Origin of the sequence: Streptomyces rubrogriseus, from assembly GCF_027947575.1 — a bacterium.
In the GTDB taxonomy this organism is placed as follows: Bacteria; Actinomycetota; Actinomycetes; order Streptomycetales; family Streptomycetaceae; genus Streptomyces; species Streptomyces rubrogriseus.
On sequence record NZ_CP116256.1, the window covers coordinates 888,566 to 911,820 of the forward strand.

At 72.5% G+C, this 23,255-nt stretch carries 19 protein-coding genes and 1 other RNA gene; 17 read left to right on the plus strand and 3 right to left on the minus strand.

Translation table 11 applies throughout. The features are described 5' to 3' along the window. Positions 1 to 311 precede the first annotated feature (311 nt). The 4 genes from Sru02f_RS03800 (at position 312) to Sru02f_RS03815 (ending at position 5,673) form a co-directional block, all read left to right on the plus strand. Entirely contained in the window at positions 312 to 1,940 is a 1,629-nt protein-coding gene (locus Sru02f_RS03800) for a serine/threonine-protein kinase (RefSeq protein WP_109032636.1), read from the plus strand. A 105-nt stretch (positions 1,941 to 2,045) separates the two neighbouring features. Continuing rightward, the gene (locus tag Sru02f_RS03805; protein ID WP_373103380.1) at positions 2,046 to 3,299 is read left to right on the plus strand and encodes a serine/threonine-protein kinase; all 1,254 of its coding nucleotides are present in this window, start codon (positions 2,046 to 2,048) and stop codon (positions 3,297 to 3,299) included. Positions 3,300 to 3,376: 77 nt separating this feature from the next. Continuing rightward, complete coding sequence (gene prfB / locus Sru02f_RS03810) at positions 3,377 to 4,483, plus strand: peptide chain release factor 2 (protein WP_109032638.1); 1,107 nt, start codon at positions 3,377 to 3,379, stop codon at positions 4,481 to 4,483. 326 nt (positions 4,484 to 4,809) lie between these two features. Next, positions 4,810 to 5,673 carry a hypothetical protein gene (locus Sru02f_RS03815; protein ID WP_109032639.1) on the plus strand — a complete coding sequence of 288 codons (864 nt, stop codon included), beginning with the start codon at positions 4,810 to 4,812 and terminating at the stop codon, positions 5,671 to 5,673. 137 nt (positions 5,674 to 5,810) lie between these two features. Here Sru02f_RS03815 and Sru02f_RS03820 read toward each other — a convergent pair whose 3' ends face one another. Continuing rightward, a complete protein-coding gene (locus tag Sru02f_RS03820) occupies positions 5,811 to 6,005 on the minus strand; it encodes a hypothetical protein (RefSeq protein WP_109032640.1) in 195 nt (64 codons plus the stop codon). Positions 6,006 to 6,218: 213 nt separating this feature from the next. Between Sru02f_RS03820 and ftsE the strand changes: the two genes are divergently transcribed. The 5 genes from ftsE to ssrA all read left to right on the plus strand — a co-directional run bounded on the left by ftsE (position 6,219) and on the right by ssrA (position 10,162). Next, a complete protein-coding gene (gene ftsE / locus Sru02f_RS03825; RefSeq protein WP_003975843.1) occupies positions 6,219 to 6,908 on the plus strand; it encodes a cell division ATP-binding protein FtsE in 690 nt (229 codons plus the stop codon). 42 nt (positions 6,909 to 6,950) lie between these two features. Then, on the plus strand, positions 6,951 to 7,868 hold the full coding sequence (gene ftsX / locus Sru02f_RS03830) for a permease-like cell division protein FtsX (RefSeq protein ID WP_003975844.1): 918 nt from the start codon (positions 6,951 to 6,953) through the stop codon (positions 7,866 to 7,868). 68 nt (positions 7,869 to 7,936) lie between these two features. Beyond that, entirely contained in the window at positions 7,937 to 9,124 is a 1,188-nt protein-coding gene (locus Sru02f_RS03835) for a S41 family peptidase (protein ID WP_174855118.1), read from the plus strand. Between the two features lie 46 nt (positions 9,125 to 9,170). After that, positions 9,171 to 9,650 carry an SsrA-binding protein SmpB gene (gene smpB, locus Sru02f_RS03840; protein WP_007450171.1) on the plus strand — a complete coding sequence of 160 codons (480 nt, stop codon included), beginning with the start codon at positions 9,171 to 9,173 and terminating at the stop codon, positions 9,648 to 9,650. 113 nt (positions 9,651 to 9,763) lie between these two features. Next, positions 9,764 to 10,162, plus strand: a transfer-messenger RNA (tmRNA) gene (gene ssrA, locus Sru02f_RS03845). 103 nt (positions 10,163 to 10,265) lie between these two features. Here the strand turns inward: ssrA and Sru02f_RS03850 are convergent. After that, positions 10,266 to 11,561 (minus strand): MFS transporter, encoded by a 1,296-nt coding sequence (locus Sru02f_RS03850; RefSeq protein ID WP_109032642.1) that lies wholly within the window; start codon positions 11,559 to 11,561, stop codon positions 10,266 to 10,268. Positions 11,562 to 11,644: 83 nt separating this feature from the next. On the opposite strand from Sru02f_RS03850, the gene stgR reads away from it, so the two are divergent. The 7 genes from stgR to Sru02f_RS03885 all read left to right on the plus strand — a co-directional run bounded on the left by stgR (position 11,645) and on the right by Sru02f_RS03885 (position 21,560). Then, positions 11,645 to 12,616: a LysR family transcriptional regulator StgR gene (stgR, locus tag Sru02f_RS03855; RefSeq protein ID WP_109032643.1), complete on the plus strand. Its 972-nt coding sequence runs from the start codon at positions 11,645 to 11,647 to the stop codon at positions 12,614 to 12,616. 807 nt (positions 12,617 to 13,423) lie between these two features. Then, entirely contained in the window at positions 13,424 to 14,170 is a 747-nt protein-coding gene (locus Sru02f_RS03860) for a hypothetical protein (protein ID WP_373103382.1), read from the plus strand. Then, positions 14,170 to 16,374, plus strand: a complete 2,205-nt coding sequence (locus Sru02f_RS03865; RefSeq protein WP_109032645.1) for a polysaccharide deacetylase family protein — start codon at positions 14,170 to 14,172, stop codon at positions 16,372 to 16,374. The genes Sru02f_RS03860 and Sru02f_RS03865 overlap by 1 nt, the downstream gene beginning before the upstream one ends. Before the next feature lie 110 nt (positions 16,375 to 16,484). After that, entirely contained in the window at positions 16,485 to 17,717 is a 1,233-nt protein-coding gene (locus tag Sru02f_RS03870; RefSeq protein WP_203695915.1) for an acyltransferase family protein, read from the plus strand. 81 nt (positions 17,718 to 17,798) lie between these two features. Continuing rightward, on the plus strand, positions 17,799 to 18,764 hold the full coding sequence (locus tag Sru02f_RS03875) for a hypothetical protein (protein ID WP_109032646.1): 966 nt from the start codon (positions 17,799 to 17,801) through the stop codon (positions 18,762 to 18,764). A 132-nt stretch (positions 18,765 to 18,896) separates the two neighbouring features. Then, positions 18,897 to 20,255, plus strand: a complete 1,359-nt coding sequence (locus Sru02f_RS03880) for an MFS transporter (RefSeq protein WP_109032647.1) — start codon at positions 18,897 to 18,899, stop codon at positions 20,253 to 20,255. 108 nt (positions 20,256 to 20,363) lie between these two features. Beyond that, complete coding sequence (locus Sru02f_RS03885) at positions 20,364 to 21,560, plus strand: uroporphyrinogen-III synthase (protein ID WP_109032648.1); 1,197 nt, start codon at positions 20,364 to 20,366, stop codon at positions 21,558 to 21,560. A 276-nt stretch (positions 21,561 to 21,836) separates the two neighbouring features. On the opposite strand, the gene Sru02f_RS03890 is transcribed toward Sru02f_RS03885, so the two are convergent. After that, positions 21,837 to 22,382 carry an anthrone oxygenase family protein gene (locus Sru02f_RS03890; protein WP_109032649.1) on the minus strand — a complete coding sequence of 182 codons (546 nt, stop codon included), beginning with the start codon at positions 22,380 to 22,382 and terminating at the stop codon, positions 21,837 to 21,839. Positions 22,383 to 22,597: 215 nt separating this feature from the next. Here Sru02f_RS03890 and Sru02f_RS03895 point away from each other — a divergent pair, with 215 nt between their 5' ends. Beyond that, on the plus strand, positions 22,598 to 23,188 hold the full coding sequence (locus Sru02f_RS03895) for a CGNR zinc finger domain-containing protein (RefSeq protein ID WP_109032650.1): 591 nt from the start codon (positions 22,598 to 22,600) through the stop codon (positions 23,186 to 23,188). Positions 23,189 to 23,255 lie beyond the last annotated feature (67 nt).

Here is a 23,255-nt window from a genome sequence, read left to right on the forward strand (position 1 = left end):
TCACACGAGCACGTCGGCCAGTACTGCACGCATCCTCGCACCTGCCACTGACAACGCGCCCGCCGCCGGCCGTCAAATGATCTTGATTGGTCGGCTCTGCCCCCAAAAATGCCTGACGGATGACCTGCGGATGATCGAATGCCGTCCGCTTGAGATCGGTCACGTGCGGGCAGCGGCAACCACGGGACCGGGTCGAGCGTCTTTCCTTCGAACGTGGTCCGGGGGGCGGCACTACAGTTGGGTCCGACTGGGACCGACCGGGTCTGGGACAGTGGGTCCGAACAGCCAGCAAGCAACTAGGAGCGCATGACGTGCGGCCGGTAGGCAGCAAGTACCTCCTCGAGGAGCCCCTCGGCCGCGGTGCCACGGGCACCGTATGGCGTGCCCGCCAGCGGGAGACCGCGGGCGCCGAGGCGGCCGTGGCCGGACAGCCCGGCGAGACCGTCGCGATCAAGGTCCTCAAGGAAGAGCTCGCGAGCGACGCCGACATCGTGATGCGCTTCCTGCGCGAGCGCTCGGTGCTGCTCCGGCTCACCCACCCCAACATCGTCCGGGTCCGCGACCTGGTCGTCGAGGGCGAGCTGCTGGCCCTGGTCATGGACCTCGTCGACGGACCGGACCTGCACCGGTACCTGCGCGAAAACGGGCCGCTCACCCCGGTTGCCGCGGCTCTGCTCACCGCGCAGATCGCCGACGCGCTGGCCGCGAGCCACGCCGACGGCGTCGTCCACCGCGACCTGAAGCCGGCCAACGTCCTGCTGAAGCAGACCGGCGGCGAGATGCACCCGATGCTGACCGACTTCGGCATCGCCCGCCTCGCCGACTCGCCCGGCCTCACCCGCACCCACGAATTCGTGGGCACGCCCGCGTACGTGGCGCCGGAGTCCGCCGAGGGCCGCCCGCAGACCTCCGCCGTCGACGTCTACGGCGCCGGCATCCTGCTCTACGAGCTGGTCACCGGCCGCCCCCCGTTCGGCGGGGGCTCCGCCCTGGAGGTGCTGCACCAGCACCTGAGCGCCGAACCGCGCCGCCCCTCCACCGTCCCCGACCCGCTGTGGACGGTCATCGAGCGCTGCCTGCGCAAGAACCCCGACGACCGCCCCAGCGCCGAGAACCTCGCCCGCGGCCTGCGCGTCGTCGCCGAGGGCATCGGCGTGCACGCGAACAGCGCGCAGATCGGCGCCGCGGAGAACGTGGGCGTGCTCCTGGCCCCCGACCCCGCGCCCGCCCAGGTCCCCGGCAGCCCCGACGCCGCCTACGACCCGAACGGCGCGACCAGCGTCCTGCCGCACACCTCGGGCCCGGCGGGCGCCGCCGACCCCACCGCCGTACTCCCGAGCACCGGGGCCCCCGACCCGACCGCCGTCATGCCGCCGGTGCCGCCGGGACAGCCCGGCGCCCCGGGACAGGGCGGGCCCGAGGACCCGCACCCCTGGCAGAACCAGCTGCGCGCCGCCCGCGACCGCAACGAGCAGACGCAGGTCCAGTACCTCGACCCGAACCAGGACCCGCTGCGCCGCCGCCCCCAGCGGCAGGTCTCCCGCCAGCCGCAGCAGCCCCGCCAGGCCCCGCAGGGCCCGCCGCCCCAGCAGCCCGGCTACGGCTACCCGCAGCAGCAACAGCCGCAGCGGTACGCCACCCCGCAGCCCCAGCAGCCGCAGCGGTACGCCCCGCCGCCCGCGCCCGAGCCGCAGCCGCCCCGGCGCGAACCCAGGCCGCCGCGGCAGCGCAGCGCCAACCCCATGCGCATCCCGGGCCTGGGCTGCCTCAAGGGGTGCCTGGTCACCGTCGTCATCCTGTTCGTGGCCGGCTGGCTCGTCTGGGAGCTGAGCCCGCTCCAGGACTGGATCGGCACCGGCAAGGGCTACTGGGACCAGCTCACCGACTGGTTCACCACCGTGACCGACTGGATCGGGGACCTGGGCGGCTCCGGAGGCTGAGTCTGGAGACTTGTCGACATCCGGAGGGTGATTTCCGCCTCCCTGGTGAAGGCCGGCTCCTCGGACGCGTACTTTTAGGCGCAACACGCGTCGGTAGGAGCAGTCTTGGCACGGAAGATCGGCAGCCGGTACACCGCCCACCAGATCCTCGGGCGGGGCAGCGCCGGCACGGTGTGGCTGGGCGAGGGGCCCGACGGTCCCGTCGCGATCAAACTGCTGCGCGAGGACCTGGCGTCCGACCAGGAACTCGTCTCGCGCTTCGTGCAGGAGCGCACCGCCCTGCTCGGCCTTGACCACCCGCACGTCGTCTCCGTGCGCGACCTGGTGGTCGACGGCAACGACCTCGCGCTGGTCATGGACCTGGTCCGCGGCACGGACCTGCGCACCCGCCTCGACCGGGAGCGGCGCCTGGCGCCCGAGGCCGCGGTGGCCGTCGTCGCCGACGTCGCCGACGGGCTGGCCGCCGCGCACGCCGCCGGGGTCGTGCACCGCGACGTCAAGCCGGAGAACGTGCTGCTCGACATGCAGGGCCCGCTCGGCCCCGGCGGCTCGCACCCGGCGCTGCTGACGGACTTCGGCGTGGCCAAGCTCATCGACACCCCGCGCCGCACCCGCGCCACGAAGATCATCGGCACGCCCGACTACCTGGCCCCGGAGATCGTCGAGGGCCTGCCCCCGCGCGCGGCGGTCGACATCTACGCGCTCGCCACGGTCCTGTACGAGCTGCTGGCCGGCTTCACGCCGTTCGGCGGCGGCCACCCCGGCGCGGTGCTGCGCCGCCACGTGACCGAGACCGTCGTCCCGCTCCCGGGCATCCCGGACGAGCTGTGGCAGCTCCTCGTCCAGTGCCTCGCCAAGGCCCCGGCCTCCCGGCTGCGCGCCTCCGAGCTGAGCGCCCGGCTGCGCGAGCTGCTGCCGATGCTCGCCGGAATGGCCCCGCTGGACGTGGACGAGCCCGACGCCGAGCAGCCGGAGGACGCCCCCGACGCGTCCGCGGCGTCCCCGGCCGCCCCCGTGTCCACCGCGGAACCGGTCCGGCGCCGGGGAGCGGTGCCCCTGGTGCCGGGGGCCAAGCCGGCCGACTCCAACCGCGACACCCACACCTCGATGCGCGTCCCCGCCCCCGACGAACTGGTCAGCGGCGCCCGCGGCACCGCCCGCGCCCCGCGCGCGTCGGGCGCCCCGCGCCCCGGCTCGGCCCGCAACCGCGCCGCCACGCGGCGCCGCCGGATCGCGGTGGGCGCGGGCGCCGTCGCCCTGGTGGCGGCGATCGGCGTCGGTACGTGGCTGGCCACGGGCGGTGACGAGGACGGCGGCGGACCCCAGGACACGCGGAACTCCGCACCCGCCTCCCCCTGAGGCCGGGCGCGGCACGGTCACCGCCGTCGGGCGACGGCCCGGCGAAGACCGCTGGACGGAGCCGTTACGCTGGATGCGTGGCAGTCGTCGATGTATCCGAAGAGCTGAAGTCCCTCTCCTCGACCATGGAGTCGATCGAGGCCGTCCTGGACCTCGACAGGCTGAGGGCAGACATCGCCGTGCTCGAGGAGCAGGCGGCCGCGCCCTCCCTGTGGGACGACCCGGAGGCGGCGCAGAAGATCACCAGCAAGCTCTCGCACCTCCAGGCCGAGGTGCGGAAGGCCGAGGCCCTGCGCGGCCGGATCGACGATCTCGGCGTGCTCTTCGAGATGGCCGAGGAGGAGGACGACCCGGACACCCGCGCCGAGGCCGAGTCCGAGCTCACGGCCGTCCGCAAGGCGCTGGACGAGATGGAGGTCCGCACCCTGCTCTCCGGCGAGTACGACGCGCGCGAGGCGCTCGTCAACATCCGCGCCGAGGCGGGTGGCGTGGACGCCGCCGACTTCGCCGAGAAGCTCCAGCGCATGTACCTGCGCTGGGCCGAGCAGCACGGCTACAAGACCGAGATCTACGAGACGTCGTACGCGGAGGAGGCCGGCATCAAGTCGACCACCTTCGCCGTGCAGTCGCCGTACGCCTACGGCACCCTCTCCGTCGAGCAGGGCACGCACCGGCTGGTGCGCATCTCGCCCTTCGACAACCAGGGGCGCCGCCAGACCTCCTTCGCGGGCGTCGAGATCCTTCCCGTGGTCGAGCAGACCGACCACATCGAGATCGACGAGTCCGAGCTGCGGGTGGACGTGTACCGGTCCTCCGGCCCCGGCGGCCAGGGCGTGAACACCACCGACTCGGCGGTGCGCCTGACCCACATCCCCACCGGCATCGTCGTCTCCTGCCAGAACGAGCGCTCCCAGATCCAGAACAAGGCCACCGCCATGAACGTCCTCCAGGCCAAGCTCCTGGAGCGGCGCCGCCAGGAGGAGCAGGCCAAGATGGACGCCCTCAAGGGTGACGGGGGCAACTCCTGGGGCAACCAGATGCGTTCGTACGTGCTGCACCCGTACCAGATGGTCAAGGACCTGCGCACGGAGCACGAAGTGGGCAACCCGGAGGCCGTGTTCAACGGCGAGATCGACGGTTTCCTTGAGGCCGGAATTCGCTGGCGCAAGCAGCGGGAGAAGTAACGCGAGGCGGAACCGCCGCTTTGTCGACAAGGCAACTGCCGCCCCTCCGGCGGCGGTTGCCTTTTCTCTGCCCTCCGTTCACCGGTGATGTCTGGGTTTTGCATCACACTCACACCCATTGTGTCCGGCATACGTCCCGTACCCGGACATCGCGTACGCAATGGCCTTGACGTTGCTTTGAACATTCGGAATGGTGAGGCGCGGCATGCGTATTTCTGGGGCGCATGTGAACCGGGGGGCTTGAGCACACATGCAGCCACCCCCGTCGATCACGGCCCCCGAGTGCGGCCTCGACGACTAAAACGGCTACTGGGGGTAGCAACTACATGACGAAGAAGACGCGCATCCGTGTCGCGCGCATAGCGGCCGGCGCCGTGATCGCGGCCGGTGCCTCCCTGACCGCCGCGGGTGCCGCCTCGGCGCTCGACATCGGCGTGAGCGCCAGCGCCGACGACCAGGGGCTCGGCCTCGGCGTAAGCGTCCAGGGCGGCGAGGAGGACGGCGGCCTGACCGAGGGCTCCAACGTCGGCGTGACCGAGGGCGGCGACAACGGCGGTTCCGGTGACGTCGGCGGCAACGGTGACGACGGTGGCGCTGGTGACGTCGGCGGCAACGGTGACGACGGTGGCGCTGGTGACGTCGGCGGCAACGGTGACGACGGTGGCGCCGGTGACGTCGGCGGCAACGGTGACGACGGTGGCGCCGGTGACGTCGGCGGCAACGGTGACGACGGTGGCGCCGGTGACGTCGGCGGCAACGGTGACGACGGTGGCGCCGGCGATGTCGGCGGCAACGGTGACAACGGCGGTTCCGGCGACAACGGCGGTTCCGGTGACGTCGGCGGCAACGGTGACAACGGCGGTTCCGGCGACAACGGCGGCAACGGCAACGGTGGCAACGGCAACGGCAACGGTGGCAACGCCGGCGGTGCCGGTGGCGGCGACAACACCACCCCCGACGGCGGCGGCAACGACAACGTCGCTCAGGAGGAGGGTTCCTCCGCGCTGACCGACACCGGCGAAGAGGCCCCGGCCTCCGACACCGCCGCCCAGGGCAACGGTGAGGAGCTCGCCGAGACCGGCGCCGCGGAGACCACGTTCCTGCTGGTCGGCGCCGCGACGATGATCGCCGGCGGCATCGGCTTCCGCTTCCTGCCGCGCCTGATGAACGGCCGCGGGGCAGCTGCCTGACGGTAGCCGTCCGCGCACGCACCGCACACGCGGAAAGAGGGGCCCGGAGCGTCACCGCTCCGGGCCCCTCCCGCGTCCTGGGTCACTCTCCGCGCCCGTCCGTGTCCTGGTGGGCCCCCAGGGCCGCTCCAGGGCCGTCAGACGGTCTGGTGGGCGAGCAGGGCCACCGCGGCGATCAGCACCGCCAGCAGCGCGATCAGCGTCGTCGGATTCAGCCCCGCGAAGAAGTTGCTCTCCTGCTGCAGCCGCTCGCGGTTGGCCCGGCAGACCGGGCACCTGCCCTCGCTCACGGGCGACGCGCAGTTCGCGCACACCAACCGGTCGTACGTCATGCGCTCACCCTCCTTGCCGCCGGCTCCCTCTGGACAACGCCCGCGACGACGCGAACGTTCCCCTTCCACTGTGCCAGGTTCCGAAGGGCCCCGCGCGCCCTCCCGTGGGGACAAAACGCGCAACTGATACGCAACCCCGACCGGTGACTGCGGTCGGCTCCCCGGTTCGCGTATGGTCACGCACATCTACCCCCGGCGACCCGTGGTGCATCCGTGATCCGATTCGACAACGTCTCCAAGGTCTACCCCAAACAGAGCCACCCAGCCCTCAGGGACGTCTCCCTGGAGGTCGAGAAGGGCGAGTTCGTCTTCCTCGTGGGGTCCTCCGGCTCCGGAAAGTCCACCTTCCTGCGACTGATCCTCCGCGAGGAGCGGTGCAGCCACGGACAGGTGCACGTCCTGGGGAAGGACCTCGCCCGCCTGTCCAACTGGAAGGTGCCGCAGATGCGGCGCCAGCTGGGGACGGTGTTCCAGGACTTCCGCCTGCTGCCGAACAAGACGGTCGGCGAGAACGTCGCCTTCGCCCAGGAGGTCATCGGCAAGTCCCGCGGTGAGATCCGCAAGTCCGTGCCGCAGGTCCTCGACCTCGTCGGACTCGGCGGCAAGGAGGACCGCAGGCCCGGCGAGCTGTCCGGCGGTGAGCAGCAGCGCGTCGCCATCGCGCGCGCCTTCGTCAACCGGCCCAAGCTGCTGATCGCCGACGAGCCCACGGGCAACCTCGACCCGCAGACCTCGGTCGGCATCATGAAGCTGCTCGACCGGATCAACCGGACGGGCACCACCGTGGTGATGGCCACGCACGACCAGAACATCGTGGACCAGATGCGCAAGCGCGTCATCGAGCTGGAGAAGGGCCGCCTCGTCCGTGACCAGGCACGCGGTGTCTACGGCTACCAGCACTGACGAGCCACTGACGACGAGGAACGAAAGGCTTAACGAGACGCCATGCGCGCCCAGTTCGTAGTCTCGGAGATCGGAGTCGGTCTTCGCCGCAATCTGACGATGACCTTCGCGGTCATCGTCTCGGTCGCCCTGTCCCTGGCCCTGTTCGGCGGTTCGCTGCTGATGAGCGACCAGGTCAACAACATGAAGGGCTACTGGTACGACAAGGTCAACGTCTCGGTCTTCCTCTGCAACAAGAGCGACGCCGAGTCCGACCCCAACTGCGCCAAGGGCGCGGTGACCGAGGACCAGAAGAAGCAGATCATGTCCGACCTCGACGAGATGGCCGTCGTCGAGAAGGTCACGTACGAGTCGCAGGACGAGGCGTACAAGCACTACAAGGAGCAGTTCGGCGACTCCCCGCTGGCCAGCTCCCTCACGCCGGACCAGATGCAGGAGTCGTACCGGATCAAGCTGCAGGACCCGGAGAAGTACCAGGTCATCGCGACCGCCTTCGACGGCCGGGACGGCGTGCAGTCCGTGCAGGACCAGAAGGGCATCCTGGACAACCTCTTCGGCCTGCTCAACGGCATGAACTGGGCCGCGCGCGCGGTGATGGCCCTGATGCTCGTCGTCGCCCTGATGCTGATCGTCAACACGGTGCGCGTCTCGGCGTTCAGCCGGCGCCGCGAGACCGGCATCATGCGCCTCGTCGGCGCGTCGGGCTTCTACATCCAGGCGCCGTTCATCATGGAGGCGGCGGTCGCCGGTCTCATCGGCGGCGGTGTCGCCTGCGGATTCCTGGTGATCGCCAGGTACTTCATCATCGATCACGGACTCGCGCTGTCCGAGAAGCTGAACCTGATCAACTTCATCGGCTGGGACGCCGTCCTGACGAAGCTGCCGCTCATCCTGGCCACGAGCCTGCTGATGCCCGCGTTGGCCGCGTTCTTCGCGTTGCGCAAGTACCTGAAGGTGTGACACATACCAAGAGGGCCGCGCGGTCGAGAGACCGTGCGGCCCTCACGCGTTGTCCTAGACTCACCGGCATGTCAGGTCGTGACCTGTTCTGTCAGCCCCGCCGCGTACGCCACGGGGCCGCCCTGACCTTGGTGTTCGCGAGCGTGCTCGTCGCGGGCGCGGCCTCGGGCACGCTGCCCGGGACGGACCGGAAGTCCGGGACAGGCACGGCCCGTTCGGCCGCCCCGGCCGGTCAACAGGCCCGCCACGACGACGTCGCCCGCGCGGCGGCCGAGGCCATGGCCGACGGCAAGTCCCCCGTGGAGGCCGCCGAACGCGCGGTCAGCCGCAGCGGGGACCGCTGGGGCGCCGTCTACTCCGAGGGCGAGTACGAGGAGTTGGAGGACGCCCTCGACGGCCGGTACACCGGCGTCGGGCTCTCCGCCCGCCGCGAGCGCGACGGCCGCATCGAGGTGACCCGGGTGCGCTCCGGGTCGCCCGCCGCCGAGGCCGGGATCCGGGAGGGCGACCGGCTGCGCAGTGTCGACGGCGAGCGGGTCGACGGACGGCCCGTCACCGAGGTCGTCTCCATACTGCGCGGCGACGGCGAGCGGGAGCCCGCCGGCACCGCCGTCCGGCTGGGACTGGAGCGCGGCACGCGCGCGTGGACCGAGACCGTACGCCGGGCCCGGCTGTCCACGGACCCCGTGACCGTCCGCACGCTCGCCGACGGCCTCACCGTCGTCAAGGTCACCTCCTTCACCAAGGGCGTCGGCGAGCAGGTGCGCGAGGCCGCGAACCGGGCGCCGTCCGGCGCCGGGGTCGTCCTCGACCTGCGCGGCAACTCCGGCGGCCTGGTCACCGAGGCCGTCACCGCCGCCTCCGCCTTCCTCGACGGCGGCCTGGTCGCCACCTACGACGTCGACGGCGACCAGCGGGCCCTGCACGCCGAAGCCGGCGGCGACACCACCAGACCCCTGGTCGCGCTCGTCGACGGCGGCACGATGAGCGCGGCCGAACTGCTCACCGGGGCCCTCCAGGACCGCGGCCGGGCGGTCGTCCTGGGGTCCCGCACCTTCGGCAAGGGCTCGGTGCAGATGCCGAGCCGGCTGCCCGGCGGCTCGGTGGCCGAGCTGACCGTCGGGCACTACCGCACTCCCTCGGGCCGTGGCGTGGACGGCGCGGGCATCACGCCCGACCTGGAGGTCGACCCGGCGGACCCGGCCGCCCTCGCGCGGGCCCGGACGGTGCTGAGCGGGCTGGGGCCGACCGCGTAATCGGCTTTCCGCAAGGCCCCTCCGTAGTGCCAAAATGGACCGCACTATGGCTAAGGAAAAAGGGCGCAAGCTGATCGCGCAGAACAAGAAGGCGCGGCACGACTACCAGATCCTCGACACCTACGAGGCCGGCCTCGTGCTGTCCGGTACCGAGGTGAAGTCGCTGCGCCAGGGGCGGGCCTCGCTGGTCGACGGGTTCGTGCAGCTGGACGGTCACGAGGCGTGGCTGCACAACGTGCACGTGCCCGAGTACAGCCAGGGCACCTGGACCAACCACAGCGCGCGGCGCAAGCGGAAGCTGCTGCTGCACCGGGTGGAGATCGACAAGCTGGAGTCGAAGTCCCAGGAGACCGGTCACACGATCGTGCCCCTGGCGCTCTACTTCAAGGACGGGCGGGCCAAGGTCGAGATCGCGCTGGCGCGCGGCAAGAAGGAGTACGACAAGCGGCAGACCCTCCGGGAGAAGCAGGACCGGCGCGAGGCGGAGCGGACGATCTCCGCGATCCGGCGCAAGCAGCGGGCCTGACGCCGCCCGCCGCCGGGAATAGGCTGGCACCCGTACGCGTTGGTCACGTACGATGGCACCTGCACCCCACAGAGGGTGCGAGCCCCTCTTCGGAGGACTTGAAAAATCAACATGGGGATGATCGGTTTCGACAGCGGCTGTCGAAGCAGGGGAAGCGTGTCGAGGAAGCGGCCATGATCTCGTAAACCACAGGCCGAAAAAATAATCGCCAACACCAAGCGCGATTCCTCCCAGCAGGCCTTCGCCCTCGCTGCCTGATCTCAGGTAGCGAAGCGAGCCTCCTACTAAGGGAGTGTCAGCCCGGGGCTGTTCCCGACCCGGATCCTGGCATCAGCTAGGGGACTAAACCTTGATCCCGGTCACGGGGTGAAGAGGGAAACCAAACAGTGACTGAGCCCGTCGGAGACTTGTCCGCGTGATCTCCGGGGCTGAGAAAATCGAAGCGGACTGCACACGGAGAAGCCCTGATTCCGCACCGTTGGACGCGGGTTCGATTCCCGCCATCTCCACGAGGTCGAGGGCGACGTGTGCTCGCGCGGTAAGCGCGAGCCACGTCGCCCTCGTCGTTTGCGCGGCTGCGCCGCGCGAGGCGGGGGCTCCGCCACCCGCACCCCCTCACCGGGTCCGTCTGGTCGGCAGCAGGGTCAGGAGGAGGGCCGTCGCGGCCGCCGTGACCGGGATGCCGTAGGCGGCGGTGGGGGAGGCGTGCTCCACCGTCCAGCCGCCCGCCGCGCTGCCGCAGGCGATGCCGCCGAGGAGGCCGGTCACCGCGAGGGTCATGCCCTCGTTCAGGCGGCCCTCCGGGGTGCGGTGCTGGACCAGCGTCATCGTGGTGACCATCGTCGGAGCCGTCGCCATCCCGCCGATCAGCAGGGTGAGCGCCAGCAGGGGCAGGGAGCCGCTGAGGGAGGCCGCGAGCAGCGGCAGGGTGAGCAGGGCCGTCATCGCGGCCACGCACCACGGCAGCCGGTGCTCGGGCGGCCCGGCGGGCCTGATCGCGCCGTAGAGCAGACCCGCCGCGCAGGAACCGGCCGCCTGCAACGCGAGGACCAGGCCGGCCGCCGCGCGGTGTCCCTGTGCGTCCGCGAACGCGATGGTGACGACCTCCATGGCGCCGAACACCCCGCCCATCGCCAGACACACCACCAGCAGCGACGGGATGCCCGGGGCCCGGAAGGGTGCCTTCGCCGTCGGTCGCGGGCGGGCCGGCGGCTCGGTCGCGCGCTGGGCGGTGAACAGCAGCATGCCGCTCACCAGCAGCACCACGCCCACCAGCGTGCCCGCCTCCGGGAACAGCGCGGTGCACAGGAACGCCGCGAGGACCGGCCCGAACATGTAGCAGAGTTCGTCCGTGGCCTGTTCGAAGGAGTTGGCGGTGTGCAGCGCGTCGGCGTCCCCCTCGAGCAGGTGGGCCCAGCGGGCGCGGGCCATGCCGCCGGTGTTGGGCGTCGTGGCGGTGGCGGCGTACGCGGCGAACAGGGTCCAGGCGGGTGCCCCGTACCGCACGCACAGCAGCAGGGCGACCGAGCCCAGCGCGGCGAACAGGGTGGCGGGCACGGCCACCCGCGCCTGGCCGTACCGGTCCACGAGCCGCGCGGTCCACGGGGCGACCAGCGCCGTCGCCGCCAGCCCGGTCGCGGTGACGGCGCCGGCGAGGGCGTACGAGCCCCGGGTGCCGGCGATCATCACGACGGCGCTGACGTTGAACATGCCCATGGGTAGCCGGGCGGCGAGATTCCCGATCGTGAACGCCCGGGCGCCGGGAGTGGACAGGAGCCGCCGGTACGGGCCGGGTGGCCGGCGCCGGACGCGGGGGCGGAAGTCGGCCGCGACCAGGGTGTCGGCGGTGACGGCCAGGACCGGGGAGGGCGGAGTGGGACGGGAGGGGTGCGCTGGGGTCGGCTGCGGCATGGGTCCACCGTCGCCCGGCGGCGATCAGGGGGTCCAACACCTTCTCCGTGGCCATTCACGCACCGCCGTTGTAAGTTCGCCGGATGCCCGCACCCACCCACCTCGACCCGCGCCTCCTGCGCGCCTTCGTCGCCGTCGCCGAGGAACTGCACTTCACCCGTGCCGCCGCCCGCCTCTACGTCGCCCAGCAGGCGCTCAGCAGGGACGTGCGGCGCCTGGAGCGGGAGTTGGGCGCCGAGCTGTTCGTCCGGACCACCCGGCAGGTGACGCCGACGGCCGACGGCGAGCGGCTGCTGCCGTACGCCCGCCGGGTCCTCCAGGCTCAGGAGGACCTGCTGGCCGCCTTCGGGCAGGCCCGCCCACTGCTGGTCGACCTCAACTCCCCGGGCCTGGTCACCGGCCGCCTGGTCCTGGAGCGGGCCCGGTCGCTCGCGCCCGAGCAGGAACTGATGGCGCGTTACGAGAGCGGACTGACCCACGCCGCCGGTGAACTGGTCGCGGGCCGCCTCGACGCCTCCTTCGGCCGCTTCGCGGGGCTGCCCGCGGCGCTGCGGGCGGGACTCGGCCACCAGCCGGTGCGCCACGAGCCCATGGCGGTCGTCCTGCCCGAGGGCCACCCGCTGGCCCGGCTGGAGCGGGTGCCGCTGTCCGCCCTCGCCGGAGAGACCGTGTACGCCGGGGCCGGCAACCCGCGCACGCCGGAGTGGACCGACCTCGCGCACCGCCTTTTCGAGGGACGCGGCATCCAGGTGGCGTCCCCCGTACCGCTGGCGGTCGGCGAGGAGGAGTTCCGGCGCATCATGGACAAGACGCGCAATCCCATCCTCGCCGTGGAGAGCTTTCCGGCCATGCCCTCGACCGTGGTGCGCCCGCTCGTCGACCCCGTGCCGCTCTCACCGGTGTCGCTCGTCTGGCGAAAGGGACTGGTGCATCCCGCGCTCGACGCGCTGCGCCGGGCAGCCGCGCAGGTCGCGACCGAAAACGGTTGGCTCGAGGCTCCCGGCGAAGGATGGATTCCGGCCGCCGACGCCGCTGTGATGTCCGTCCACAAGTGACACGCGGCAACCACACATCCTCCGCGTGCGCTACATTCTTTGCCTGAGCACGGTGTGATACAGGGGGCGCTCGAACCTGGTGGGGGCCGGTTCGGCCGACGGGTGCTCGGAGTCGTATGCGCACCCGGAAGTGTTCCGTGGGGGGAAGTGCGCGCGCGTGAAGAATTGGCAAAAAGACGCCCAACCGGAGTGGCCCGAGGTCGAGTCCGGGGCTCGTGATCTCTCGGAGGCTGGACGAGATGCTGACGCCACCGAGGTGCTGCCCCCTACCCGGGCCTTCCCGCCGGCCGGGGGACCCCCGATGACCGCGTCGGGCCCGGGGTGGTTCGGCGAATCCGGTGAGAGCCCGCGTGACCGCGGGAGTTCCGACGCCGACCGGACGCAGATCCTGGGTTCCCGAATAGGCGGCCGCGCGCCGGGCCCGGACCCGCTGGCCCAGGGGCGGATAACCTGGGGCAGAACCGACCCGGCCACGGCCGGACACGGCAACGCCGCCCCGGCGCCCGGGACCGGCCGCACCCCCGGCACCGGCCCGGACCCCGACCGGACGGACGTCCTCCCGTCGGCCGGTCCCGCCGCCCCGTTCCCGCCGACCCGTGCCTTCCCCGCACCGGCACCCGCCCCCACCCCCGCGCCCCTCCCCGTGCCGCCGTCTTCCCCGGCCCCGCCACCGCCGCACTCCGCGACCCCTGGCAGGAGACGCCGGACACGGACGACGACGCGGGCACCGGCACCGGCGCCGCCGGGCACACCCACGACCCGCACGAGGTCACCGTCCAGCTCGACGCCGTCCACCTCGGCGACGGCGTGCTCCTGCGGGCCGACAGCGGGCACCGCAAGCGGGGCCCCGAGGCCTCCGACGGGCCCGTCTTCGTCGACGCGTCGGGCCGCCGCAGCCGTCTCTACCGCCGCCTCGGCATCCTGGTCGGCATCGCCTGCGCGGTCTACGCCGTCGTCATCGTCTCCACGCTGCTCTCCGGCAACTCCGACGCGCCCTGGATGCCCGTGCCGGGCCAGGAGGAGGGCGCACCGGCCGGCCAGGTGGACACCAGCCCGGCGCCCTCGCAGTCGGCACAGCCGTCCGGCACCGCCAACGCCACCACCCCGCAGGCCACCCCCTCGGCCGACGCCGGCGCGACGACCGGACCGGGCGTCGAGGCACCCGCGTCCGGTACGTCCGGCGTGCCGGGCGGCAGCACGGGGCAGCCCGGCACGAGCGCCGACCCCGAGTCCTCGGCGACCGGCAGCGGCCAGAACCCGGGCGGCTCCGGTGCGACCGGCCCCGACCCGACGCAGTCCACCGAGGTGCCGCCGTCCACCGGCACGGACCCGTCGGCCCCGACCGGCGGCGGCGCCCCCTCCGGCGACCCGACCCAGCCCACCGGCGGCTCCACCACGGACACCGACCCGGGCGCGGGTGGCACCAACGCCAACGGCGCGGGCGCCCCGGACCCCGTCGCGGGTCCGCCCGGCACCTCCGTCGTGGCCGCCGAGTCGGCCGCCGGCACCTCCACGTCCCCCTCCCTTCCCCTGTCCCCGGAGAACACCCTCTGATGGCATCCAGCACCCGCCGTCACGGGGCCGCGCGCAGCGCCCGTGAGGGCTCCCGCCGTCGCCTGCCCTTGCGCCTGCTGCTTCCGCTGCTCGTCCTGGTCGCCCTGGTGGCGATGCTCATGCTGCGCGGATACGTGCACAGCGAGATCCTCGCCGACCACCGCGTCCAGCCGCCCGCCGCCACCGACAAGGTGCCGCAGAAGATCCTCGAGGGCGGCCCGGTCATCGACGTGCGGGGCGGCCGCACCGAGAGCCTGAGCGTGCCCGACCACCGGCTCGTCCTCACCTTCGACGACGGCCCGGACCCGACCTGGACCCCGCGGGTCCTCGACGTGCTCAAGAAGCACGACGCGCACGCGGTCTTCTTCGTCACCGGCACCATGGCCTCCCGCTACCCGGACCTCGTCGAGCGCATGGTCGACGAGGGCCACGAGGTGGGCCTGCACACCTTCAACCACCCCGACCTCTCCTTCCAGTCCAAGAAGCGCGTCGACTGGGAGCTGTCGCAGAACCAGCTGGCGATCACCGGCGCGGCCGGGGTGCGCACCTCGCTGTTCCGGCCGCCGTACTCCTCCTTCGCCGACGCCATGGACGACAAGTCCTGGCCGGTCACCGAGTACATCGGCAGCCGCGGCTACATCACCGTCGTCAACAACACCGACAGCGAGGACTGGAAGAAGCCCGGCGTCGACGAGATCATCCGCCGCGCCACGCCGCACGGCGGCAAGGGCGCCATCGTCCTGATGCACGACTCCGGCGGCGACCGCCACCAGACCGTGCAGGCCCTGGACAGGTTCCTGCCCGACCTGAAGAAGAAGGGCTACGAGTTCGACAACCTCACCGAGGCCCTGGACGTGCCCAGCGCCATGAGCCCGGTGACCGGCGCCGAACTCTGGAAGGGCCGGGCGTGGGTCTTCCTGGTCCAGGCCTCGGAGAAGCTCACCGACGGCCTGGTGGTGGGCCTGGCGGTGATCGGCACGCTGGTCATCGGACGCTTCGTGCTGATGCTGCTCCTGTCGGGCGTCCACGCCCGCCGGGTGCGCCGTCGGCGCTTCCGCTGGGGACCGGCGGTCACCGAACCCGTCACGGTGCTGGTCCCGGCGTACAACGAGGCCAAGTGCATCGAGAACACGGTGCGTTCCCTGGTGGCCAGCGACCACCCGGTCGAGGTCATCGTCATCGACGACGGTTCCAGCGACGGCACCGCCCGCATCGTGGAGGGCCTCGGCCTGCCCGGCGTCCGGGTGATCCGGCAGCTCAACGCGGGCAAGCCGGCCGCACTCAACCGGGGCCTGGCCAACGCCCGGTACGACATCGTCGTGATGATGGACGGCGACACCGTCTTCGAGCCGTCCACCGTCCGCGAACTCGTCCAGCCCTTCGGCGACCCCCGGGTGGGCGCCGTGGCGGGCAACGCGAAGGTCGGCAACAAGGACAGCCTCATCGGCGCCTGGCAGCACATCGAGTACGTGATGGGCTTCAACCTGGACCGCCGGATGTACGACGTCCTCGGCTGCATGCCGACCATCCCCGGAGCGGTCGGCGCCTTCCGCCGTTCCGCCCTGGAACCCATCGGCGGCATGAGCGACGACACGCTCGCCGAGGACACCGACGTCACCATGGCGCTGCACCGGGCCGGCTGGCGGGTGGTCTACGCCGAGAACGCCCGCGCCTGGACCGAGGCCCCGGAGTCCGTCGGCCAGCTGTGGTCCCAGCGCTACCGCTGGTCGTACGGCACCATGCAGGCCATCTGGAAGCACCGCCGCGCGGTGATCGAGAAGGGCCCCTCGGGCCGCTTCGGCCGGGTGGGCCTGCCCTTCGTCTCCCTGTTCATGGTCCTGGCCCCGTTGCTCGCCCCGCTGATCGACGTCTTCCTGCTCTACGGCCTGGTCTTCGGGCCGACCGAGAAGACGATCGTGGCCTGGCTGGGCGTCCTGGCCATCCAGGCGGTGTGCGCGGCGTACGCCTTCCGGCTCGACCGGGAGAAGCTGACCCCGCTCATCTCGCTGCCCCTCCAGCAGATCGTGTACCGCCAGATCATGTACGTGGTGCTGCTCCAGTCCTGGATCACGGCGCTCACCGGCGGCCGGCTGCGCTGGCAGAAGCTGCGGCGCAGCGGCGGTGTGTCCGCGCCGCCGCCCGGCGCCGACGGCGTGCCGCCCCAGCGGCGGTCCGGCGCCATGGACGGGAGGCCGGTCGGATGACCACCCCGCCGTACGACCCGATGCGACCGACCCCCGCACCCGGCCCGACCACGCCCTTCCCGACCACGCCCTTCCCAACCACGCCTGCCCCGCCCCGGAGCGCCCCGCACATGACCGCACCACCCCTCCACCCGCCCGTGGGCACTGACACCGACGTGCCGGTGGTGCCCCAGCAGAAGCAGGCCCGGCGCGCACCCGTGCGCGACCGGTACTTCGACCTGCTGCGGGCGGTGGCGCTCTTCCGGGTGGTCCTCTACCACCTGATGGGCTGGGCCTGGCTGCCGGTGGTGTTCCCGTCGATGGGCGTCATGTTCGCCCTCGCGGGCAACCTGATGGCCCGCAGCCTCAAGCGGCCCGCCGTCCAGGTCGTCCGCAGCCGCATGCGCCGCCTGCTGCCGCCGCTGTGGCTACTGGGCGTCGTGGGCGTGACCGGCATGGTGCTGCAGGGCTGGGGGCCGAACGAGGACGGGCACCCGGGCTGGTGGTGGTTCCACCTCCTCTACTGGGTCCTGCCGCTGAGCGACCCGCCCTTCGCCGAGAGCGTGCCGGGCATCCACGGCATCCTGGGCGAGGACTGGGCCGCGGAACTCGGCGGGCCGCTGTGGTACATCCGCGCCTACCTCTGGTACGTCCTGCTCTCGCCGGTGCTGCTGCGCGCGCTGCGCGCCCTGCCGTGGCTGACGATCCTCGCGCCGCTCGCCCTGTCGGCCGCCTTCCAGTTCGGCTACCTGAACCTGCCGGGCGAGCGCTTCCCGTCCGCGCTCACGGACTTCAGCACCTTCGGGGCCTGCTGGATCCTCGGCATGGCCCACCAGGAAGGCATCCTGAAACGGCTGCCGCGCTACGTCGTGCCCTCGGTGGCCCCGGTGATCGCCGCCCTGGGCCTGTGGTACGCCTTCCGGGAGGGCTTCAAGACCGGGTACGACCTGGACTCCATCCCCTTCGCGCAGGCCGTCTGGTCCTTCGCCACGGTGCTGCTGCTCCTGCACGTCAGCCCGTCGTGGACCGAGTGGCCGCGCCGGCTGCGCCGCTGGGACCGGCTGATCACCCTGCTCAACTCCCGCGCGGTGACGATCTACCTGTGGCACAACGTCTGCATCCTGATCGCGGCCACGCTGTGGGACCAGCTGTGGGGCTTCGAGGTCATGTACGAGAACGTCCCGTGGCTGCTGGAGAGCCCCTGGCCGGTCCTGGCCATCGCCTGGTTGCTGATCGGGAGCTGCATCGTCTGGTTCGGCTGGATGGAGGACGTGGCGGCCAAGCGCAGCCCCCAGCTGTGGCCGGACGGCGGGAAGCGCACGGCACCGAAGCAGCCCAGGGCCCGCGCCGCGCACCGGGGCTGACGCGTGTCGGCCCCCCGTGCGAGACTGCCCCGGTTGCGGGAGTGAACAGGGTGGCGTGAGCCGGTCAGGGGGAGCAGCGGGATGAGCAAGCGGCAGACGCGGAAGATGCTGGAGTTGATGGCGAGCGGGGAGCCGGTCCAGCTCACCAGCCGGATGTCCTCGGTGAAGAAGCTCGCCAAACTCGCCTTCGTCGCCCAGCAGTTCGGGTACGAATACGCCGACGTGCGCCAGAGCGGGGGGAACAACGCCGCGCTCACCATGCTGCTCGTCCCCGACCCGGGCCCGCAGGCCCGCACCCGGGCCGCGCAGAACTGGGCGCAGTACCCGAACGCCGGCGACGGCGTGTCGCTGCCGCCGCTCGTGCCGGACGCCTTCGAACTCCTCAAGGCCCGCATCAACTTCGACCTCACCGGCAAGAACGCCCAGAAGAACATGGGCTACGGCGCGCTCGGCGGCACCGTCGCGTGTGTGGTCATCGCCTTCCGCGAGGGCGGCTCGTCCGACGACTTCGTCATCTCCGGGATCATCTGGCTGGTCCTCATGGCGGCCCTGGGCATCGGCTTCCTCGTCACCCGCAAGCGCAACGCCAAGTTCGCCGCCCGGCTGCAGGCCGCCGGCTTCGTGCCGATGGCCGACGAGACGGGACGGGTGCGGTACCTGCCGCCCGGCGGGCAGCTGCCTGGGCACGGGAACCCGTTCGGTGCCGCGCCCGGCGGCTACGGACAGCCGGCCCCCGGCCAGTACGCCGCCCAGCCGCCGCAGCAGCAGCCGTACGGCGGGCCGCAGCAGGCCCAGCAGCCGTACGCCCCGCAGCCGGTTCCGCAGGCCCAGCAGCCCTACGGGGCTCCGCAGGCCCAGCAGGCCTACGCGCCCCCGCAGGTCCAGCAGCCGTATCCGCCCCAGCAGGCCCCGCAGCCGTACGGCCAGCCGCAGCAGCAGCCGTACGCGCCGCCGCAACCGCAGCAGCCGTACCCTCCGCAGGGCCAGCCGCCGCAGGGGCACCCGCAGCAGAACCCGCACTGGCAGCCCCGGCCCCCGCAGGGCTGACCGCGATCTCTCACCCCGCGTCCGTGCCGGGTGAGAGCGACGTTCCCTCCCGGTCATCCACAGCCCCACCGGCCTGAAACGCGTCCTGCCTAGCGTCGGTGCCACCGAGCTGTGGAGCACCGTGGAGGCGCGATGAAAGCCCGTGGCGGACGCTGGATCGAGCACTGGGATCCCGAGAACGAGACCTTCTGGAAGGAGACGGGACGGCGAACGGCCCGGCGGAACCTGTTCTTCTCCGTGCTCTCCGAGCACATCGGGTTCTCCGTCTGGACGCTGTGGTCCGTGCTGGTGCTCTTCATGGGCCCGGAGTACGGGCTGTCCCCGGCCGACAAGTTCCTGCTGACGTCCGTGGTGACCCTCGTCGGGGCCGTCGTACGGGTGCCGTACACCTTCGCCGTGGCCGTCTTCGGCGGACGGAACTGGACGGTCATCTCGGCGAGCATGCTGCTCGTGCCGACGCTCGCGGCCTTCGTCGTGATGGAGCCCGGGACGTCCTTCTCGACGTTCCTGCTGGTCGGGCTGCTGGCCGGGATCGGCGGCGGCAACTTCGCCTCCTCCATGACCAACATCAACGCCTTCTTCCCGCTCAGGGAGAAGGGCTGGGCGCTCGGCCTCAACGCCGGCGGCGGGAACGTCGGCGTGCCCGTCATCCAGCTCGTCGCGCTCGCGATCATCGGGGCGAGCGGCGGGCCCCGGGTGCTGCTCGGCATCTACATCCCGCTGATCCTCGTGGCCGCCGTCCTCGCCGCGCGCTTCATGGACAACCTCACCACGGTGAAGAACGACACCGGAGCGGCCAAGGACGCGGCCAGGGAGGCCCACACCTGGATCATGTCGGTGCTGTACGTCGGCACCTTCGGTTCCTTCATCGGCTACAGCTTCGCCTTCGGACAGGTGCTGACGACCCAGTTCGGGCGGACCCCGCTGCAGGCGGCCTATCTCACGTTCATCGGACCGCTGCTCGGTTCGCTCGTCCGCCCGCTGGGCGGCAGGCTCGCCGACCGGTACGGCGGTTCGCGGATCACCCTGTGGAACTTCGTCGCCATGGCCGCGGCCACCGCGGTCCTCGTCGTGACCAGCATGGAGAAGTCGCTGGCGCTGTTCGTAACCGTGTTCGTGGCGCTGTTCGTGCTCAGCGGGCTCGGCAACGGCTCGACGTTCAAGATGATCCCGCACATCTTCCACTCCAAGGCGCTGGCCCAGGGGCTGACGGGAGAGGCGGCCGTGCTGCACGGACGGCGGCTGTCGGGGGCGTCGATGGGGCTGATCGGCGCGGTGGGAGGTCTCGGGGGCGTCGGGATCAACCTCGCCTTCCGTCAGTCCTTCCTGTCCTCGGGCTCGGGCACCGGTGCCTTCGTCGCCTTCCTGGCCTGCTACGCCGTGTGCATCGCGGTGACCTGGTCGGTATACCTTCGCCGTCCCTCCGTGCGGGGCGGGACGGGGGTGGGACCGGCGGCGGAGGAGACCCGGCGCAGCTACGCCGAGGTGTGACGTAACACTGGTGACATGCGGCGGAACCGAGCCCGTCACGCACGGTTGACAGGCTCGGTCGCCACGTGACTGTGCACGTGGGCGTGAACGGATCGGAGCGCGGCGAGGATGGACGACGTAAGCGACGTGAGTGGCGCGGGCGGCGCGGGTGGCGCGGGCGACGGGGTGCGGCAGCCCGGCCACGGCCCGCTGGCCGGGTTCACCGTGGGCGTGACCGCCGCCCGCCGGGCCGACGAACTGGGCGCGCTGCTCGGGCGGCGCGGGGCCACCGTCGTGCACGCCCCGGCGCTGCGGATCGTGCCGCTGGCCGACGACGGCGAGCTGATGGCCGCGACCAAGCGGATCGTCGACCGGGCGCCGGACGTCGTCGTCGCCACCACCGCCATCGGGTTCCGGGGCTGGGTCGAGGCCGCCGACGGCTGGGGGCTCGGCGACGCCCTGCTGGAACGGCTGCGCACGGTGGAACTGCTGGCCCGCGGGCCCAAGGTCAAGGGCGCGGTACGGGCCGCCGGGCTGACCGAGCGGTGGTCACCCGCCTCGGAGTCCATGGCCGAGGTCCTGGACCGGCTCCTGGAACAGGGCGTGGCGGGCCGCCGGATCGCCGTACAACTGCACGGCGAGCCGCTGCCGGGGTTCGTGGAGGCGCTGCGGGAGGGCGGGGCCGAGGTGGTGGGCGTGCCCGTGTACCGGTGGCTGCCGCCGGAGGACCTCGGTCCGGTGGACCGGCTGCTGGACGCCGCGGTCTCGCGGGGCGTGGACGCCGTGACCTTCACCAGCGCGCCGGCCGCGGTGTCCCTGCTGGGCCGGGCCGAGGAGCGGGGCCTGCTGCCGGAGCTGCTCGCCGCGTTCGGTCACGACGTGCTGCCCGCCTGCGTCGGGCCGGTCACCGCGGTGCCGCTCCAGGCGCACGGCGTGGACACGGTCCAGCCCGAGCGCTTCCGGCTCGGGCCCCTCGTCCAGTTGCTGTGCCAGGAGCTGCCGGCCCGCGCCCGTGCCCTGCCCGTCGCCGGGCACCGGCTGGAGATCCGCGGACACGCGGTGCTCGTCGACGGGGAGCTGCGGACCGTGCCGCCCGCCGGCATGTCCCTGCTGCGCGCCCTCGCCCGGCGGCCCGGCTGGGTGGTGCCCCGCGCGGAGCTGCTGCGCGCCCTGCCGGGCACCGGCCGCGACGAACACGCCGTCGAGACGGCCATGGCCCGCCTGCGCACGTCCCTCGGCACCCCGAAGCTGATCCAGACGGTGGTCAAACGCGGCTACCGCCTCGCCCTGGACCCGGCCACGGACGCCAAGTACACGACCGACTGAGCCCCGCACGGCACGGCCGCCTCCAGGTCCGATGCGGCGCGGCGGCACGTGCGCCGGCCCCGGGCGCGGACCGGACGCCGGCGCGGCCGGTGATGCGCGGTGCGGGCCACGCACGATGCGGCTGACCGACGGCCACACCGCGGGCCCTGGCCCCCGGGCCGATCGGCAGACGGCACCGCCCACGACGCCGCGCCGGGCGCCCGTCGGCCGGCTGTACGCGAGGCCCCGGCCGCCCACCGGCGAGGGTGGGTGTCCGTCGGCGCCCGGTGCTCAGTGTCAGGTCCGGCGGGGCGCCGTGGGCTGCTGGGGTGTCCGGGGTGCGGACTGCGCCGGTCGTCGTCCCCGTGTCGTCAGGCCCGCGGCCAGGCAGGCCGTCGCCAGCGTCGAGAGCACGGCGCGTACGACGTTCCAGGCCACCCACGGGGCCTCGAACCGCTCGCGCAGCGCCGCCGGGTCGCCGGGGCGGGCCAGGGCGTCGTTGAGCGGGACGTTGCCGACCACGGTGACCAGGAACGCGAGCGCGTACGCCGCCGCGCCCGCCCAGATCCACCGGCTGCCCGGCAGCCCGCGCGACTGCCACCCGGCGAGGCCCGCGAGGGCGAGTGCGCCCATGAAGACCAGCAGGAACACCGGATTCTGGATCACGTCGTTGATGTCGCGCATCACGTCGACGTACACCCGGTCCTCGCTGCGCGCCAGCGCCGGCATCACGGCGCAGGCGAAGACGTAGAAGGCCCCGGCCATCAGTCCCGCGGCGACCGTGGCCGCGACCAGTACTCCGCCGGCGGCTCGGGACCGCCGTTCCCCGTTGATGTCTGTCATGCGTCCAGTCAACGGGCGCCGCGGCGCGCCGGACATGGCCCGGGCGCGCGGGCGCATACGCGAGCGTCCACGAGGGGGCGGTACGAGGGGTTCCGGGCGCGGGTGCGGGCAGGCACTGTAGAGGGGAGCGCTCCGCAAGCGGTCCGCGCGCGGTCTCCCTGCTCCCCTTTCCGGGCCCGTGCCTGAGCGGGCAAGCCCTAGGCGGTGACAGGAACATGGCACTGGGTACGGCCACCGACCCGTACGAGCTGCGGTTCGACACCGGGCGGATCAGTCTGGACCTCATCGCCACCACCCACCCCGCGGAACGCCTCGACTCCGTCGACGCCCTGCGCGCCTGGATCACCGGCTCCGGACTCGTCCCGCCCGGCACCCCGCTGACCCACGCCGACTGCTCCTGGCTGACCGGCTTCCGCGAACTGCGCGGCGAGACCGCCCGCTTGGTGCGCGGCCGCCCGGTACCCCGCAGCCGCCCCTACGAACTCGCCCTCGCCCGCGTCAACGAGCTCGCCCTCGCCGCACCACCCGCGCCCCGTGCGGTCCCCGGCGAGGACGGCACGCTGGTGCGGGAGCTGACCGGGCCACCGCGGTGCGCCGCGCTGCTCGGTGCGCTGGCCCGGGACGTCGTGGAACTGCTCACCGACCCCGTCGCGCGGGCGAGCCTCCGGCAGTGCGCGGGCGACAACTGCCCCATCGTGTACGTGGACACCTCCCGCGGCCGCCGCCGGCGCTGGTGCTCCAGCGAGGTCTGCGGCAACCGCGAGCGCGTCGCCCGGCACCGCCGCCGCGTCGCGCTGTCCCGGTAGGTCCGCCTGCGTCCCGTTCGTACCGCGCCTCCGAGAAATCCCTCATCTCGTTTTGAACACGCCGCAC